The sequence below is a fragment of the Microvirga terricola genome (genome assembly GCF_011777495.1).
GTDB lineage: Bacteria > Pseudomonadota > Alphaproteobacteria > Rhizobiales > Beijerinckiaceae > Microvirga > Microvirga terricola.
Map to the genome: position 1 here is coordinate 394,754 of NZ_JAATJS010000004.1, position 14,649 is coordinate 409,402.

The 14,649-nt window shown below is 64.7% G+C and carries 10 protein-coding genes; 7 read left to right on the forward strand and 3 right to left on the reverse strand.

The window, feature by feature from the left end; genetic code table 11:
• The first annotated feature begins 3 nt into the window (after nt 1-3).
• The 3 genes from HB375_RS13985 (at nt 4) to rpmG (ending at nt 1,526) form a co-directional block, all read left to right on the forward strand.
• The gene (locus HB375_RS13985) at nt 4-438 is read left to right on the forward strand and encodes a DUF983 domain-containing protein (RefSeq protein WP_167673601.1); all 435 of its coding nucleotides are present in this window, start codon (nt 4-6) and stop codon (nt 436-438) included.
• The gene (locus HB375_RS13990) at nt 435-1,157 is read left to right on the forward strand and encodes an NUDIX hydrolase (protein WP_167673602.1); all 723 of its coding nucleotides are present in this window, start codon (nt 435-437) and stop codon (nt 1,155-1,157) included. The genes HB375_RS13985 and HB375_RS13990 overlap by 4 nt, the downstream gene beginning before the upstream one ends.
• Nucleotides 1,158-1,358: 201 nt before the next feature.
• Nucleotides 1,359-1,526, forward strand: a complete 168-nt coding sequence (gene rpmG, locus HB375_RS13995; protein ID WP_167673603.1) for a 50S ribosomal protein L33 — start codon at nt 1,359-1,361, stop codon at nt 1,524-1,526.
• 163 nt (nt 1,527-1,689) lie between these two features.
• Here rpmG and HB375_RS14000 read toward each other — a convergent pair whose 3' ends face one another.
• Nucleotides 1,690-3,204 (reverse strand): trypsin-like peptidase domain-containing protein, encoded by a 1,515-nt coding sequence (locus HB375_RS14000; protein ID WP_167673604.1) that lies wholly within the window; start codon nt 3,202-3,204, stop codon nt 1,690-1,692.
• A 121-nt stretch (nt 3,205-3,325) separates the two neighbouring features.
• On the opposite strand from HB375_RS14000, the gene HB375_RS14005 reads away from it, so the two are divergent.
• Both HB375_RS14005 and pbpC read left to right on the forward strand, forming a co-directional pair.
• Nucleotides 3,326-8,581, forward strand: coding sequence for an alpha-2-macroglobulin family protein (locus HB375_RS14005; RefSeq protein ID WP_167673605.1), 5,256 nt, complete (start codon nt 3,326-3,328; stop codon nt 8,579-8,581).
• 19 nt (nt 8,582-8,600) lie between these two features.
• Nucleotides 8,601-10,694, forward strand: a complete 2,094-nt coding sequence (pbpC, locus tag HB375_RS14010) for a penicillin-binding protein 1C (RefSeq protein WP_167673606.1) — start codon at nt 8,601-8,603, stop codon at nt 10,692-10,694.
• Between the two features lie 985 nt (nt 10,695-11,679).
• Here the strand turns inward: pbpC and HB375_RS14015 are convergent.
• Entirely contained in the window at nt 11,680-12,063 is a 384-nt protein-coding gene (locus tag HB375_RS14015) for a response regulator (protein WP_167673607.1), read from the reverse strand.
• Nucleotides 12,064-12,163: 100 nt separating this feature from the next.
• On the opposite strand from HB375_RS14015, the gene HB375_RS14020 reads away from it, so the two are divergent.
• Complete coding sequence (locus HB375_RS14020; protein ID WP_167673608.1) at nt 12,164-12,454, forward strand: DUF3572 domain-containing protein; 291 nt, start codon at nt 12,164-12,166, stop codon at nt 12,452-12,454.
• 9 nt (nt 12,455-12,463) lie between these two features.
• On the forward strand, nt 12,464-13,738 hold the full coding sequence (locus tag HB375_RS14025; RefSeq protein ID WP_167673609.1) for a DNA polymerase IV: 1,275 nt from the start codon (nt 12,464-12,466) through the stop codon (nt 13,736-13,738).
• On the opposite strand, the gene HB375_RS14030 is transcribed toward HB375_RS14025, so the two are convergent.
• Nucleotides 13,729-14,556 (reverse strand): cell envelope integrity EipB family protein, encoded by an 828-nt coding sequence (locus HB375_RS14030; RefSeq protein WP_167673610.1) that lies wholly within the window; start codon nt 14,554-14,556, stop codon nt 13,729-13,731. The two genes, HB375_RS14025 and HB375_RS14030, sit on opposite strands and share 10 nt — an antisense overlap.
• Between the last annotated feature and the right edge of the window lie 93 nt (nt 14,557-14,649).

Here is a 14,649-nt window from a genome sequence, read left to right on the forward strand (position 1 = left end):
ATGATGTCCCCGACAACCGAGCAGAGCCGATGGGAGGCCACCCCGCCCCCCTCCGCCGTCACGGCCATGAAGCGCGGGTTTCTCAACCATTGCCCCGCCTGCGGCAAAGGACGCCTGTTCGGTCGCTTCCTGAAAGTCGTGCCCCAGTGCGAGACGTGCAGCACCGAGCTTCATCATCACCGGGCCGATGACTTGCCGCCCTATCTCGTCATCTTCATCGTCGGTCACATCATCGGCTACGGCATTCTGATGACCGAGACGCGGCTCGAGATGCCCATGTGGGCGCATCTCGCCATCTGGCCTGCCCTGACCCTCGTGCTCTGCCTCGCCCTCCTCCAGCCGGTCAAAGGCGCTGTCGTCGGCCTGCAATATGCCTTGGGCATGCATGGCTTCGCCGCTCTGCGTGCCAAGGAACCGAGGTGGGGAGATAAGCCGTGACGCAGGTTGAAACCACTCCACCTCCCGCCAAGGCGCCGGTTTTACGGCCCGCTGACGCCGCGACCCTCATCATCCTCGACCGCAAGGCGAAAAAGCCCAAGGTTCTGATGGGCAAGCGCCACGCCGGGCACAAATTCATGCCGGGGAAATATGTCTTCCCCGGAGGTCGGATCGAGGCTGAGGATCGGGCTATGCCGGTCGCAGGTGCGCTCCATCCGCGTGCGGAACAGGCGTTGATGGCGCGGGTCACGAAGCCGTCCCTCCAGCGCTGCCGGACCCTGGCGCTCGCCGCCATCCGCGAGACCTTCGAAGAGACCGGGCTTCTGCTTGGCAGCAAGGACTATGGCAGCCCCGAAAGCACCCCGAAGGGTGCTTGGGAATCGTTCGGGGAGCACGGGGTGTTTCCCGATCTCGAGGGCCTTCAGCTGATCGGCCGGGCCATCACCCCACCGCGCCAGATCAAGCGTTTCGACACCCGTTTCTTCGCCATCGACCGAAGCGCCGTCGCTGATCAGGTCGACGGCGTCGTGGGGCCTGATTCCGAGCTGGTGGATCTGGTTTGGGTCTCCTTCGCCGAGGCCCGCGACCTCGATCTGCACCACATTACCGATGCGGTCCTGACCGACCTCGAATCCCGGATCGCAAGTGGCTTCATCCACGAATTGCCGGTTCCGTTTTACCACCAGGTGCGCGGCCGGTTTGTGCGGGAATTGCTTTAGCCGATGGCGGAGCAAGTGCAGGTGTGAGGGGGCGGAAGTCCTTCGCGTATGACCAAAGGCGTTATGCCCCTGCCGGAACCCTTGACGGCCCGGGCATAATCGGGCAAGGGAACCGCAGAATTTCTCGGCCGGGTTCGCCCGGCCTTTGTGTTTCGGCCAAGATAACCAAGAAGCCGGGGCACCGAACCAAGAGGTTTGACCATGGCCAAAGCCGCAACCATCAAAGTGAAGCTCGTCTCCACCGCCGATACGGGCTATTTCTACGTCACCAAGAAGAACTCGCGCACGATGACCGACAAGCTGTCGTTCAAGAAGTACGACCCGGTCGCGAAGAAGCACGTCGAGTTCAAGGAAGCCAAGATCAAGTAATCACCAAGCACTTAAGTGCTTGATTTTACTTCGAAAACCGCCCCGATTCGGGGCGGTTTTTTCGTTTGGGGCAACATCAGGGTAACGTTTCGAGGCGACTAGAACGCCCTACCCCACGAGCGGCTTCCCAACAGCGGCTAGCCGCCCTGTTCCGGAAAGGGCTCTACAAACCGCATTCGACGGGCAAAACGGAGCCCGACACTTTCTCCACCACCGCACCCGTGCTGAGGGCGGAGCCGGTGGAAGCGGAAGCAGGGGAAAGCGCGAGGCCCATCTTGGCAAGGGCAGCCTGGATCGCCGCTCCGTCGGCCAGCGCATGGCTACGCAGGGGCGCGACCCCGGCGACCAGCAGCCGGTCGGACGGGTTGGCCGTCACCATTCCAGCGAGGCGGCCCTGCCGATCGAACGCCGGACTTCCGGCTTGGCCCGGCTGCAGCGGCGCCAGGACGGCCGCCTTGCCCGCGGTCGGCCGATTCTCCCCCGGCAATGCCATCGCCGCCCGTTTGCCACCATCATCGCCATAGGCGATGAGCACGAGAGCGTCCCCCACGCCCAAAGCCTCGCCCCGCAGGGCCGGCGGCTTGCCGGCAACCGTGCCGTCGAGATCGAGCAGCACAAGCCCGCTGGCCTCGTCCTTCGCGCGCAGCTTCGCAGCCTGCCCCCCGACACGCAGACTCCGGCAGCCGTCAACCGCCGCAGCCGCGCTGAGCGCGACCTTGTCGCCGAGAACGAGTCCGACGCCGTAACGCTCGTTGCTCCGCGAGGCGGCTCGGGGCAGCTGCGACGGGCTCGCGCCGTCGGCGATCGCGGCCCCCGCGCCGGGCGCAGGGCCGGTCGGGAATGGTTCGAAGCTCGCCGCGATGGCGATGACGAGTTTGTCGACACTCGCGGCCAGTGCTTTGTCGTAGCCGATCGAGAAGCCCCGCAGCCCGGCGGGACCAGCCGCAAGGCGCCGATAGTATCGGCCTGCCGCCGTCTCGCCGGTGACCACGAAGAAATCCGGCCGCAGCAGCTTGTAGGTGATCTTGCGCCCCTGAACGTTGCCGGCCGTCGCTTTCTCGAACAGAGGCCCCAACTCGTCGCCTGGCGGCGAGGTCGAGGTGTCGAGCGTGACCTTGCCGTCCTCGCTCTGCCAGCGGCTGCCGCCGGAGGGCGTCGTGTCCCGCCTCGACAAGAGTTTCGTCGGGATGCCGATACCAACACCCGTCTTATCGTCGGTGATGAGCCGAAAGCCGGCATCATCTCGCGCCGCCTGCGCAGCCTTCGCCAATGCGCTGCGCTCGGCCGACGGGAGCAGACCGTCCGCCGGCCCGCGCCCGTCCTTTAGTGCATTGATCGCCCGGAAGGTCAGCGGGCCAAATGAGCCGCTGACCACGCCGTTGAAATGGCCGGTCCAAATCAGGTCGACCTGGATCGCCTTCCGCTCGGCCTCAGGCAGTGCCTCGAAGCTCGCCTGCGCGGCCACCATCAGCGAATCGGCGGCAGGGTTCGGGGCCTGGGCGAGCGCCACAGATAACATGATCCCCAGTGCCGGAAGCGCAAACGAAAGCCGGCCAAAAGCCCATCTCGCAAAGCGGTTTCGGTTCAAGGGCAGCATGATCAGGTCTCCGAACTCAAGCGAAGCAGCAGCATTGAGCGCCAGAACGCAGCGGCCCGCAACCCTTGTCCGGCTGGCCATATCCCTGCTGCGATCCCTCCGACTGCAACGGCGACTTGCACCTCCCTTGCCGGGTGATAGCCTGCCGGCTCCCGTCCCGCGTGCATCATCGACGGGGCCCAGCCGCCTAAGAGACTCGACAATGCCCCTGCTCTCCCGTCTCGCGCTCGCCCTCTGCCTGACCTTCGCCGCCGCCCCTGCCCTCGCCCAGAAGGCTTATGTCCGCACCGATCTCGCGGCCGACGGGCAAAGGTTGGAAGAAAGGCTAAAGCGCGAAGTCCCCGCAGGGCCTCGCTCCGCCGTCGATTCCCTCAAGGCTGCTGAAGGCGCGCTGGCGCGTGGCGATGCGCGGGGCGCGCTGCCTGAGGCCAATGCCGCAATCGTCGCCGATCCTGCCAACGCCGCCGGTTGGCGCGTGATGGCGCGTGCCGCCAACGCGATCGAGCCGCGCGACTATCGCGAACGGTGGGAACTGCGCGAGCGCGCCATCGCCGCCGCCTATCTCGCCTACCAGCGCTCGACCAGTCGCAACGACGAGGCGGCGTCGCTCGCCGTGCTCGGCCGCATCTTCGAGAAGAACGAATTGTGGCGTCCGGCGCTGACCACCTATCGCCTAAGTCTCGACCTCGTCGCCAATACCTCGCTTCAGAGCGTCTACGACAGCCTGCGCCAGACGCGCGGCTTCCGTCTGCTTTCGAACAAGGTCGACTCGGACGCGGCCAGTCCACGCGCCTGCTTCCTGTTCTCCGAATCTCTGGCGCGCGGACGCGTCGACATCGCGCCTTACGTCGCGATCTCCGGAGGCAAGGGCGATTTCGCCGTCACTGCCGAAGATAGGCAGATCTGCGTCGATGGCCTGCGCCATGGCGAGCGCTATGGCATTGTCATCCGCCAGGGTGTGCCTTCCACAATACCCGACGAAACGCTGCTGAAATCGGCCGATTACGAGATCTATGTCCGCGACCGCACGCCCTCCGTGCGCTTCACCGGCAAGAACTACGTGCTGCCGCGCACTGGTCAGCAAGGCATCCCGGTCGTTTCGGTCAACACCGCCAAGCTCGACCTCGAGGTCATGCGCATCGGCGATCGAAACCTAATCAACTCGGTCCACTCCGAGGACTTCTTAAGCCAGCTCGGTTCCTGGACTGCCCGGCGGATTGCCAGCGAAAAAGGCCAGGCCGTCTGGACCGGCACGATGGACGTGAAATCCGAACTCAATCAGGACGTCGTCACCGCCTTCCCGGTGATCGAGGCCGTAGGCGCACTCAAACCCGGCGTCTACGTGATGTTCGCAAAGCCCTCGGGTGGCGCCGCCCCCGCTCCGACCGGCGACGATGACGATTACTATGATGGCTCGACGCGCGCGACGCAGTGGTTCGTCGTTTCCGACATCGGGCTGACTTCCTTCACCGGCCCGGACGGCGTGCATGTGCTGGCGCGCTCGCTGGCCGATGCGAAGCCCGTTGCGAACGCGGAACTGCGTCTGATCGCCCGCAACAACGAGGTGCTCGGCACGGCCAAGACCGATGCCAATGGCTATGCTCGCTTCGACGCCGGACTCGCGAAAGGCCAAGGCGGCAATGCGCCGGGCCTCGTCACCGCCTCTCTCGCCGAGGATTATGGCTTCCTCGATCTCAAGCTGACCGCCTTCGATCTCTCGGATCGCGGCGTGAAAGGCCGCGTCGCCCCGGTGGGGCTCGACGCCTATCTCTATACCGAGCGCGGGGTCTACCGTTCGGGCGAGACGGTCTATCTCACCAGCCTGCTACGCGACGCCAAGGGCGTGGCCGTCACCGGCCTGCCTCTTACTCTCATCGTCAAGCGTCCGGACGGCGTGGAGTACCGCCGCCGTCAGGTCGAGGATCAGGGTGCGGGCGGACGCAGCCACTCGATCCCATTGATTTCCGGCGCGCAGACCGGCACCTGGCGCGTGCTCGCCTATGCCGATCCGAAGGGGCAGGCCATCGGCGAAACCTCCTTCCTTGTCGAGGACTATGTCCCCGAGCGGTTGGAATTGACGCTCTCGCCAAAGGCACCGGTGCTGCAGGCCGGTGAACCGGCCGAGATCGACGTGAATGCGCGCTATCTCTACGGCGCGCCGGGCTCCGAGCTTGATGTTACCGGCTCGATGACGATCCGCGCCGCCGCCGCGAGCGCGATTCCCGGCTTTGCGGGTTACCAGGTCGGCCTTACGGACGAGGATTTCGCGCCGGTCCAGCGCGAGTTCGAGGAGAGCGCCACCACCGACGCCAGCGGCAAGGCCACGATCGCGAACCCCGTCCAGCAGCCCGAAGTCAACCGTCCGCTCGAGGTCGAGTTGACGGTTCGCGTCGGCGAGCCTGGCGGGCGCGCCATCGCGCGCTCCGTCACGTTGCCGATCGTGCCGAAGAATGCTGCCATTGGCGTCAAAAAGCTCTTTCGCGAGAGCGAACTCGGCAACGGTCAGACCGCAACGTTCGAGGTCATCATGGCCAATGGCGACGGCAAGCGCCTCGCCCGGCCCGGCCCGAAATGGACTCTTTCCAAGGTTCGCCGCAATTACCAGTGGTTCTTCCAGAACGGCCGCTGGAGCTATGAGGCCGTGAAAACGACACGCCGCGTCGCAGATGGCGAGATCGCCGTGACGGAGAAAACCGGCGCGAAGATTGCTGCCCCGGTCGAATGGGGCAATTACCGCCTCGACGTTTCGGCCGAGGGGCCGGACGCGACCGAAACATCCGTCTCCTTCAGCGTCGGCTACGAAAGCGACAAGACCGCCGACACGCCCGACGTCCTCGACGTCGCGCTCGACAAGGCTTCTTATGCGAACGGCGAGGCCGTGCAGGTTCGCCTGTCTCCCCGCTTCGCCGGCAAGGCGACGCTCGCCGTCGTGACCGACAAGCTGGCAGACATCCGCACCATCGACATCGCCGAGGGCGGCACGACGGCGAGCATCCCGGTGAAGTCGGAATGGGGTTCGAGCGCCTATCTCGTCGTCCTCGCCCATCGCCCGATGGATACCGCCGCCAAGCGCCTACCCGGCCGCGCCATTGGCCTCGCATGGTTCCAGATCGGCAAGGACGAGCGCTCGTTGGCGCTTGATCTTGGCGCACCGAATCTGGTGCGCCCGCTCTCGACGTTGTCGCTGCCGGTCAAGGTGACGGGGATGAAGCCGGGTGAAGAGGCTTTCGTCACGCTCGCCGCCGTCGATGTCGGAATCCTCAACCTCACCCGCTACGAGAGTCCCGATCCAAGCAAGTTCTTCTTCGGCCAACGCCAACTCGGCCACGAGTTGCGCGACCTTTACGGATATCTGATCGACGGGATGCAGGGTACGCGCGGCGCGATCCGCACCGGTGGCGACGGCGCTCCCCAGCTTGAAGGCGAAAAGCCGACGCAAGAGCCCCTCGCCCGCTATTCCCGCGTGGTCAAAGTCGGACCGGACGGCACGGCGAAGGTCGATTTCGAATTGCCGGCGTTCAACGGCACGGTCAGGGTGATGGGCGTCGCCTGGTCGGCGGGGCGCACCGGCCAGGCCAGCGCAGACGTGATCGTTCGCGATCAGGTCGTCGCGCAGGCGACGCTGCCGCGTTTTCTCGCCATCGGTGACCAGTCGCGCTTCCATCTTCAGATCGACAATGTCGAGGGGCCGGCCGGTGCCTACACCGTCGATCTCGACGTAAAGGGCCCTGTGCTGGTCACCGCCGATGCAACGCGTCGCACGGTGCAACTCGCCGCCGGTGCCAAGACGCAGATGACGATCCCCGTCACCGCCGCTGGACTCGGCCGCGCTACATTCGATGTGCGCGTCACCGGCCCGAACGGCGTCGGCACCGTGCAGAATCTCGCGGTCCGCGTGCAACCTTCGGCCGCGACGATCGCGCGGCGCGTCGTCCGCGCCATTCCCGGCAATGGCGGAGCGATCACCGTATCGTCCGACCTCATGGCCGATCTCGTGCCGAATTCGGGGCAGGTCTCGGTTTCAGTCTCACCCTTCGCTTCGCTCGACGTCCCGGCGCTGCTCAAGGCGCTCGACCGCTATCCCTATGGCTGCACCGAACAGACGGTCAGCCGGGCGCTGCCACTGCTGGCGGTGAACCAACTTGCCTCGCTGGAGAACCTCGCTCTCGACGCCAATGCCGACGAGCGTGTGCAAAACGCGATCGAGCGCGTGCTGGCGCGCCAGGACGGTACCGGCTCCTTCGGACTGTGGGGTGTCGGCGGCGGCGATTTGTGGCTCGACGCCTTCGTTGCGGATTTCCTGACGCGGGCCCGCGAGAAGCAATTCACCGTGCCGCAGACCGCTTTCGAGCTCGCACTCAACCGACTGCGGAACAAGGTGGTCAACACTCGCGACATCACCCGGGATGAAGCCGCCGGCATTGCCTACGCGCTCTACGTGCTCGCCCGCAACGGCCGGCCGGTAATGGGCGATCTGCGCTACATCGCCGACAACAAGCTCAGCGATTTCGCGACGCCCTTGGCCCGCGCGCAGATCGGCGCGGCGCTCTCGGCTCTGGGCGATCGCGGCCGTGGCCGTACTGCCTTCCAAAGCGCGCTCGGTTTGCTCCAGCAGGCGAGCGACGACGGGCTGTCGCGGCCGGATTACGGCTCGCGCCTGCGCGACGGCGCAGGAGTGCTCGCCCTCATCGCCGAGTCGAACGGCGAGCGCGCCGACATCACCCGCGCTGTCTCGATCCTAGACGCGACGCGCAACAACACCCGATACAGCTACACCTCGACGCAGGAGCAGATGTGGATGGTGCTGGCGGCGCAGGCCATGGCCAAGGATGCCGAGGGCATGGCGCTGACGGTCGATGGTGTTGGCCGCAAGGGCGCGCTCTATCGCACCGTCTCCGCCGAGGCGCTGGAGGCAAAGCCCCTGACGATCGCCAATCCGGGCTCTGCGAACGTGCAGGCGGTTATCACTGTCGCCGGCATTCCGACCGCGCCTGAGCCGGCGCTGAACCAGGGTTTCGGCCTGGAGCGCGTGATCTACACGATGAAGGGTGAGCGCGCGGATCCCTCTCGGCTGCGCCAGAACGAGCGCTATGTCGTGGCGCTGACCGTCACTGAAAGCGCGCGCCGCTACGGCCGGCTGCTTCTGGTCGATCCCCTCCCCGCCGGCCTGGAAATCGAGAACGCCAATCTCACCGAAGGCGCCTCGACCGCGGGGCTCGATTGGCTGACGCAGGAGGTCACGCCGGTCCACACCGAGGCGCGTGATGACCGCTATGTCGCCGCCTTCGAGCGCTCTGGCTCTTCAGACGACAAGACCACCTACACGGTGGCCTATATCGTGCGTGCGGTTTCGCCCGGCCGCTATGTCGCGCCCGCTGCAGCGATCGAAGACATGTACCGGCCCGACCGTTTCGGCCGCACCGGCTTTGGCACCGTGGAGATCACCGCGGCGCGATGACGACGACACGAGTCCGAGCATGACCGAAAGGCCGACTCGCTTCCGGAAGATGAAGATTGCCGCGGCAGCCGCTGCGGCATCGGCCATTGCGGTCGCGGCTATGCTCGTTCTCTACGCTGCCTCGCTACTGCCGCTCGACTTGACCGCCGCAAGCGACCGCTCGACCGTCGTGCTCGACCGCGCGGGACGGTTGTTGCGTCCCTTCCTCACTGCCGATGGACGCTGGAAGCTGCCCGTCACCAGCGACGACGTCGATCCCCGCTACCTCGCCATGTTGAAGGCCTATGAGGACAAGCGCTTCGACGGCCATTTCGGCCTCGACCCGCTCGGCCTCATGCGGGCGGCTGGGCAGATGCTCGTCAACGGCCGCGTCGTCTCCGGCGGCTCGACCCTGACTATGCAGGTCGCGCGCCTGCTTGAGCCGCGCGAGGAGCGCTCGCTCGCCGCCAAGCTCCGACAGATTGTGCGCGCTGTCGAACTAGAACGGCGTTTCAACAAGAAGCAGATCCTCGACCTCTACCTCACGCTGGCCCCCTTCGGGGGCAATCTTGAAGGCGTGCGCGCCGCAAGCTTCGCCTACTTCGGTAAAGAGCCCAAGCGGCTCTCGACGGCGGAGGCTGCGCTGCTCGTCGCCCTGCCGCAATCACCGGAAACGCGACGGCCCGACCGTTTCGGCGAAGCGGCCAGCAAAGCACGCGGACGCGTTCTGGCTCGCGTCGAGCAAGCAGGGCTCGCGACCGCAGACGAGGTCGCCGCCGCGCGTGCCGAACCCGTCCCGACGGAGCGTCGTCCCTTTCCGAACTTAAGCCCTCATGTCGCCGAGCAAGTGGTGACGGAGGCTCCGTCCCTGCGCAGCCATCGGCTCAGCCTCGATGCGCGCCTGCAAACCGCTCTCGAAAGCCTTGCGCACGAGCGCAGCCTCGGTCTCGATCCCAAGGTGTCGATCGCGATCCTCGCGGTGGACAACGAGACCGGCGAAGTCCGCGCCTCCGTCGGCGGCGTCGATTATTTCGCAGCCGAGCGCGCGGGGGCGCTCGACCTGACGCGGGCGCTGCGCTCGCCGGGCTCGGCGCTGAAGCCCTTCATCTACGCCCTCGCCTTCGACAACGGCATCGCCCATCCCGAGACGATGCTGGAGGACAGACCAGCCCGCTACGGAACCTACATACCGGAGAATTTCGACATGACCTTCCAGGGGATGGTCAGCGCCCGCAAGGCGCTGCAACTCTCCCTGAACGTGCCGGCGGTCGAGCTTCTCTCCGCGCTCGGACCACAGCGTTTCCTCTCACGGTTACGCGAAACCGGCATCGACATCGCCCTGCCGAAGGAGGGCGGCGCGCCCGGCCTCGCCGTCGGTCTGGGCGGGCTCGGCATCACGCTCCAGGATTTGACGCGAGCCTATGTCGGGTTGGCGCGCGGCGGCGAAATGATTCCCCTGCGGCTCAAGCAACAGACTGTACAAAACGAGCCGGCGCCGCGCCTCGTCGATCCAGTCGCCGCCTGGTATGTCGCCGACACGCTGCTCGGCGCGCCGCCACCGCTCAACGCCATGCCGGGACGCATCGCCTACAAGACCGGCACCTCCTATGGCTATCGCGACGCCTGGGCCATCGGCTTCGACAGGACGCACACCATTGGGGTCTGGATCGGTCGGGCCGACAACGCCGCAGTCCCCGGCCTCGTCGGCCGCGTGGTGGCGGCCCCAATCCTGTTCGACGCCTTCGCGCGCATCGGTATCGATCCGCGCCCCTTTCCGCAGCCGCCGAACGCCATCGTCGCCAGCACCGCCCATCTGCCGCCGCCGCTCAGACATTTGAGGCAGGACGTACCGAAGACTGTCTCGGCGATGACAACGCCAGCGCTCAAGCTCGCCTTCCCTCCCGACGGAGCCCGCATCGATCTCTCGGCGGCCAGCCTCGACGGTCAGGGTCAGCTCAACCTCAAAGCATCCGGCGGCTTGCCGCCCTACACTTGGCTGGTCGATGGAACGCCCGTCGCAGGGCCATTGCGCCGGCAGGAAACCGTCTGGCAGCCTCCCGGCAAAGGCTTCATGCAAATTTCTGTGGTGGATGCGACCGGCGCAAGCGAAAGCGTCTCAGTGAGGCTGCAGTGAAACCGCAGGTTTTTTAGTTTGAGGTAACATCAGGGCAACGAACCATCACCGAAGCCCAAACTGCAACTCGGGCCTTTACCAGCACAAGGCCGCGGTCAGCCGATACTTGGTGCGGCAGGAAACGCCGTCCTCGCTCTGAACATCACGCCGGCACGCGTTGATTGTTGCCGTGTCGGCGGCCTTACCGTTCTTGTAGCCACGCGCTGCGCAAGCACGAATGGCAGCATCGCGGCAGTCTGGACTGCCGTCATCCGAAACCGTGCAGCGGTTGGAGGTCGGAACGACGCGGGCTGGGAGAGAGAGGCCGCTCGCAGCATCCCGGATCGCTCGAACGCTCTTGTCTACGCCCTGAGTGAATACTTCGGCTGACGATGCAGCCCAATCCGGTACCGCGGTGTCAGTGGAACGCGCGCAGCTTCCTCCGGCCGAGAGGAAACCAGTGATCACAATGAGCAAGCCATACCGCTGATATTGCACCGGATCCTCTTTGGCTTCCGCCCACTCCCTCAGACAGGTCCATTCCATAGGACAACGGTCAGAGCAAGCTTGCAAGCCAACGAGCCCTACGGGCCGAAGTCGAAGCCACTCTCGGAAGAGAAATCCGGTCTACTTATAAAATCCGTCGCGAAGATTGAGACCGTGTTCGAGCCATACCTTCAAGGCGCAGAGCAGTTGCCCCGAACAAAAAAAATGGCCAGTTGGGGACGGTGTTGTGGAGGCAACGCTCCGTCCCCAATCTGGCCGACCTACGAACTCCCAGGAGATGCGGCGGACCTGAGCATCCGTAGGGTATTTCGACTCCGCAAAGCGGAGGAAACCTGATAAGAACATATAGGAAACATTCGGCGAAGCAAGGGCCGCATTTCCTATGAAAACCAACTCCGCAATCAAGCTAGACGGGACCTCGACGAAAGACAAGCGTCTCGCGCTTGACAAGTGGATGACAATTGTCCTCAGCCCGAGGTGGGAATCGCCTCGGTGGGATTCAAGCCCTAGCGCCGTCGGCTTCCAGATAGGTTTTAACCGTCTCGATGAACTTGGCGACCGAGATCGGCTTGGAGAGATAGGCCTCGCAGCCGCCCTCCCTGATCCGCTCCTCATCCCCCTTCATGGCGAAGGCGGTGATCGCGATTACGGGGATGGATTTCAGGTCCTCGTCGGCCTTCAGCCAGCGGGTGACTTCGAGGCCGGAGACCTCAGGCAACTGGATATCCATGAGAATCAGGTCGGGCTTGTGGGCGCGCGCCAGCTCCATGGCCTCGATGCCGTGGCCCGTTTTCAGGGTGGCATAGCCATGGGCTTCCAGAAGATCGTTGAAGAGCTTCATGTTGAGCTCGTTATCCTCAACGATGAGCACGGTCTTTTTCATGATAGCCGTCCCCGGGGCCCCAATCCGACTTCACCGGCCCGCTTGTTCGTCCGATGATAGACCTACATTCAAACTCGTTGATGAACCACGAATCCAACGCATGACCTCAACTTATAGAAAAGTAACTCTTAACGAGGCCGAAGGTGTGGCGGTCACCGCCTTTACCTTCATCACCGCCGACGAGGACCGCTTGAGCCGGTTCCTTGCCTTGTCGGGCTTAAGCGTCGATTCGATCCGATCGGCGGCCTCCCAGCCCGGCTTCCTGGCCGCCGTTCTCGACTATGTCGCCTCGGACGAGCCGCTGCTTATCGATCTCGCAAAGGAGATGAACACCAAGCCCGAGCGCATCATGGAAGCGCGCTGGACCCTGTCGCCCTCGGAGTTCGAGTAAGGCGTGCCGATGAGCGAGGCGCCCTTCTGCCGCGATTGCCTGACCTTCGCCGCCAGTAGCCTGGCGGAACGCTGCTCCGTATGCGGGTCCCCTCGCCTGTTGCGGCATAAGGAGCGCGATACGCTCGCCATCGCGCACGTGGATTGCGACGCCTTTTTCGCGGCCGTGGAAAAACGCGACGATCCGAGTCTCGCGGACAAGCCCGTCATTGTCGGCGGCGGCAAGCGCGGCGTGGTGTCCACCTGCTGCTATGTGGCCCGGACCTACGGAGTGCGCTCTGCCATGCCGATGTTCAAGGCGCTTGAAGCCTGCCCTCATTCGGTGGTCATCAAGCCGAACATTGACAAATACCGCATCGCCGGCCGCGAGGTGCGCCAGCTCATGTTGGAGCTGACGCCGCTGGTTGAGCCGGTTTCCATCGACGAGGCCTTTCTGGACCTGACCGGCACCGAGCGCCTGCATCATGGCAGCCCGGCGCTGACGCTGGCGAAATTCGCGCGCAAGGTGGAGGACGAGATCGGCATCACGATCTCGGTCGGCCTGTCCTACAACAAGTTCTTGGCCAAGATCGCCTCGGACTTTCAGAAGCCGCGCGGTTTCTCGATTATCGGCCGCGCGGAAGCGCCGGCATTCCTGGCCGACAAGCCGGTGTCGATCATCCCCGGCATCGGCGCATCGGCGCAGACGCGGCTCGCCAAGGCGGGCGTGACCCTCATCGGGCACCTGCGCGATGTGCCTCTCAAAGCTCTGTTCGAGGCTCTGGGCCGGGATGCGCAGAGGCTCTCCCGTCTCGCCTGGGGCGAAGACAGTCGCCGGGTCACGCCGGAGCGCGAGACGAAAAGCGTTTCGGCAGAGACGACCTTCGACACCGATTTGCGCTCTTTCGAGGACCTGGAACCCATCCTGTGGCGGCTGTCCGAAAAGGTCTCGCGCCGACTGAAGGCGGCGGATCTCGCCGGGCGCAGCATCACCCTCAAACTGAAGGATTCCGAATTCCGGATCCTCACCCGCAGCCGGTCAGGCCTGCCGCCGACCCAGTTGGCGGCTCGCCTGTTCGATCCCGCGCGGCAGATGCTGAAAGCGGCTTGCGACGGCACGGCCTTTCGCCTCATCGGCATCGGCGCGTCCGATCTCTGCGATGCGGCGGAAGCCGACAAGGGCGACCTTGCCGATCAAAGCGTGGTCCGGCAGGCCCACATGGAGGCGGCCATCGACAAGATCCGCGACAAGTTCGGCCTCGACGCCCTGCAGAAAGGCCTAGCGCTGCGCAAACCTCAGCGCTGACAGGGCGTGGCGGTCTGGATCTGGAGGCTCTGGAGGTCACCCTTCAAAGCAAAATCACCGTAATCGAGCTTCAACGCCCGGCTGATGCCGTTCTCAAAAAGCTCGAAGGAAATGGTGTAGATCGGTGCGCGGTCGCCCACGCCTTCGGTGAAGTAACTGATTGTCACCGGCCAGCGCGGCACTTTCGCCAAGCCATCCTGCTTGATGGCTTCTTCGAGATTATCACCGGCGCCCGGTGCTATCCTGTGCCCGATCACGCCGAGGGTTTCATAAACCTTCTTGCCGTCATCGGAGCCGTCATAGACCCTAACCGTAAGCGTCGTCTGGCCGGCGCGGGCCGCTTCGATCAAGCGCTTGAGGTGTTCGGTCGGGAAGATCGGCTGTCCACTGGCCGCAAAGGAAGCATTGCGCGGCTGCTTGAACCGGACATCGAGAGAACCATCCGGCTTCAGCTTCGCATCGCCGTCCACGCCATCGTTTCCGCCGCCCGTCGAGGTCGATTTGAAGCGCATGGACTGGCCGTCGCCGGTCTCGAAGGTCGCGGTCCGTGTATCCAGCGTGCGCGAGCCGGTTTCGCTGCCGTCGAGCACGGTCACCTGACGATATGTCAGCGTATAGCCGTCGCAGGCATTGCCGCCGAATTCCATGGCGATGCGCCCGCGCGCATTGTCGAGACCGCGGGACCCGCCCGAGCGCGCCAGTGAGAGGTCATACACGGCCCGGTGTGGGACGAGTTGCACCGGAGCATTCGCGGTTTGCGCGAACGCGGGAGCCAGCATGACCAGGGAAAGAGCCGATGCCGTCAGAAAGGAGCGCATGGGACCTCCGATGCCTTGCCGACTGAGAATACAAGAATAGAAGTCTCTTGCGGACACGGCAATGTTCCGTCTTGCGTCTATCTGGCTCATCCG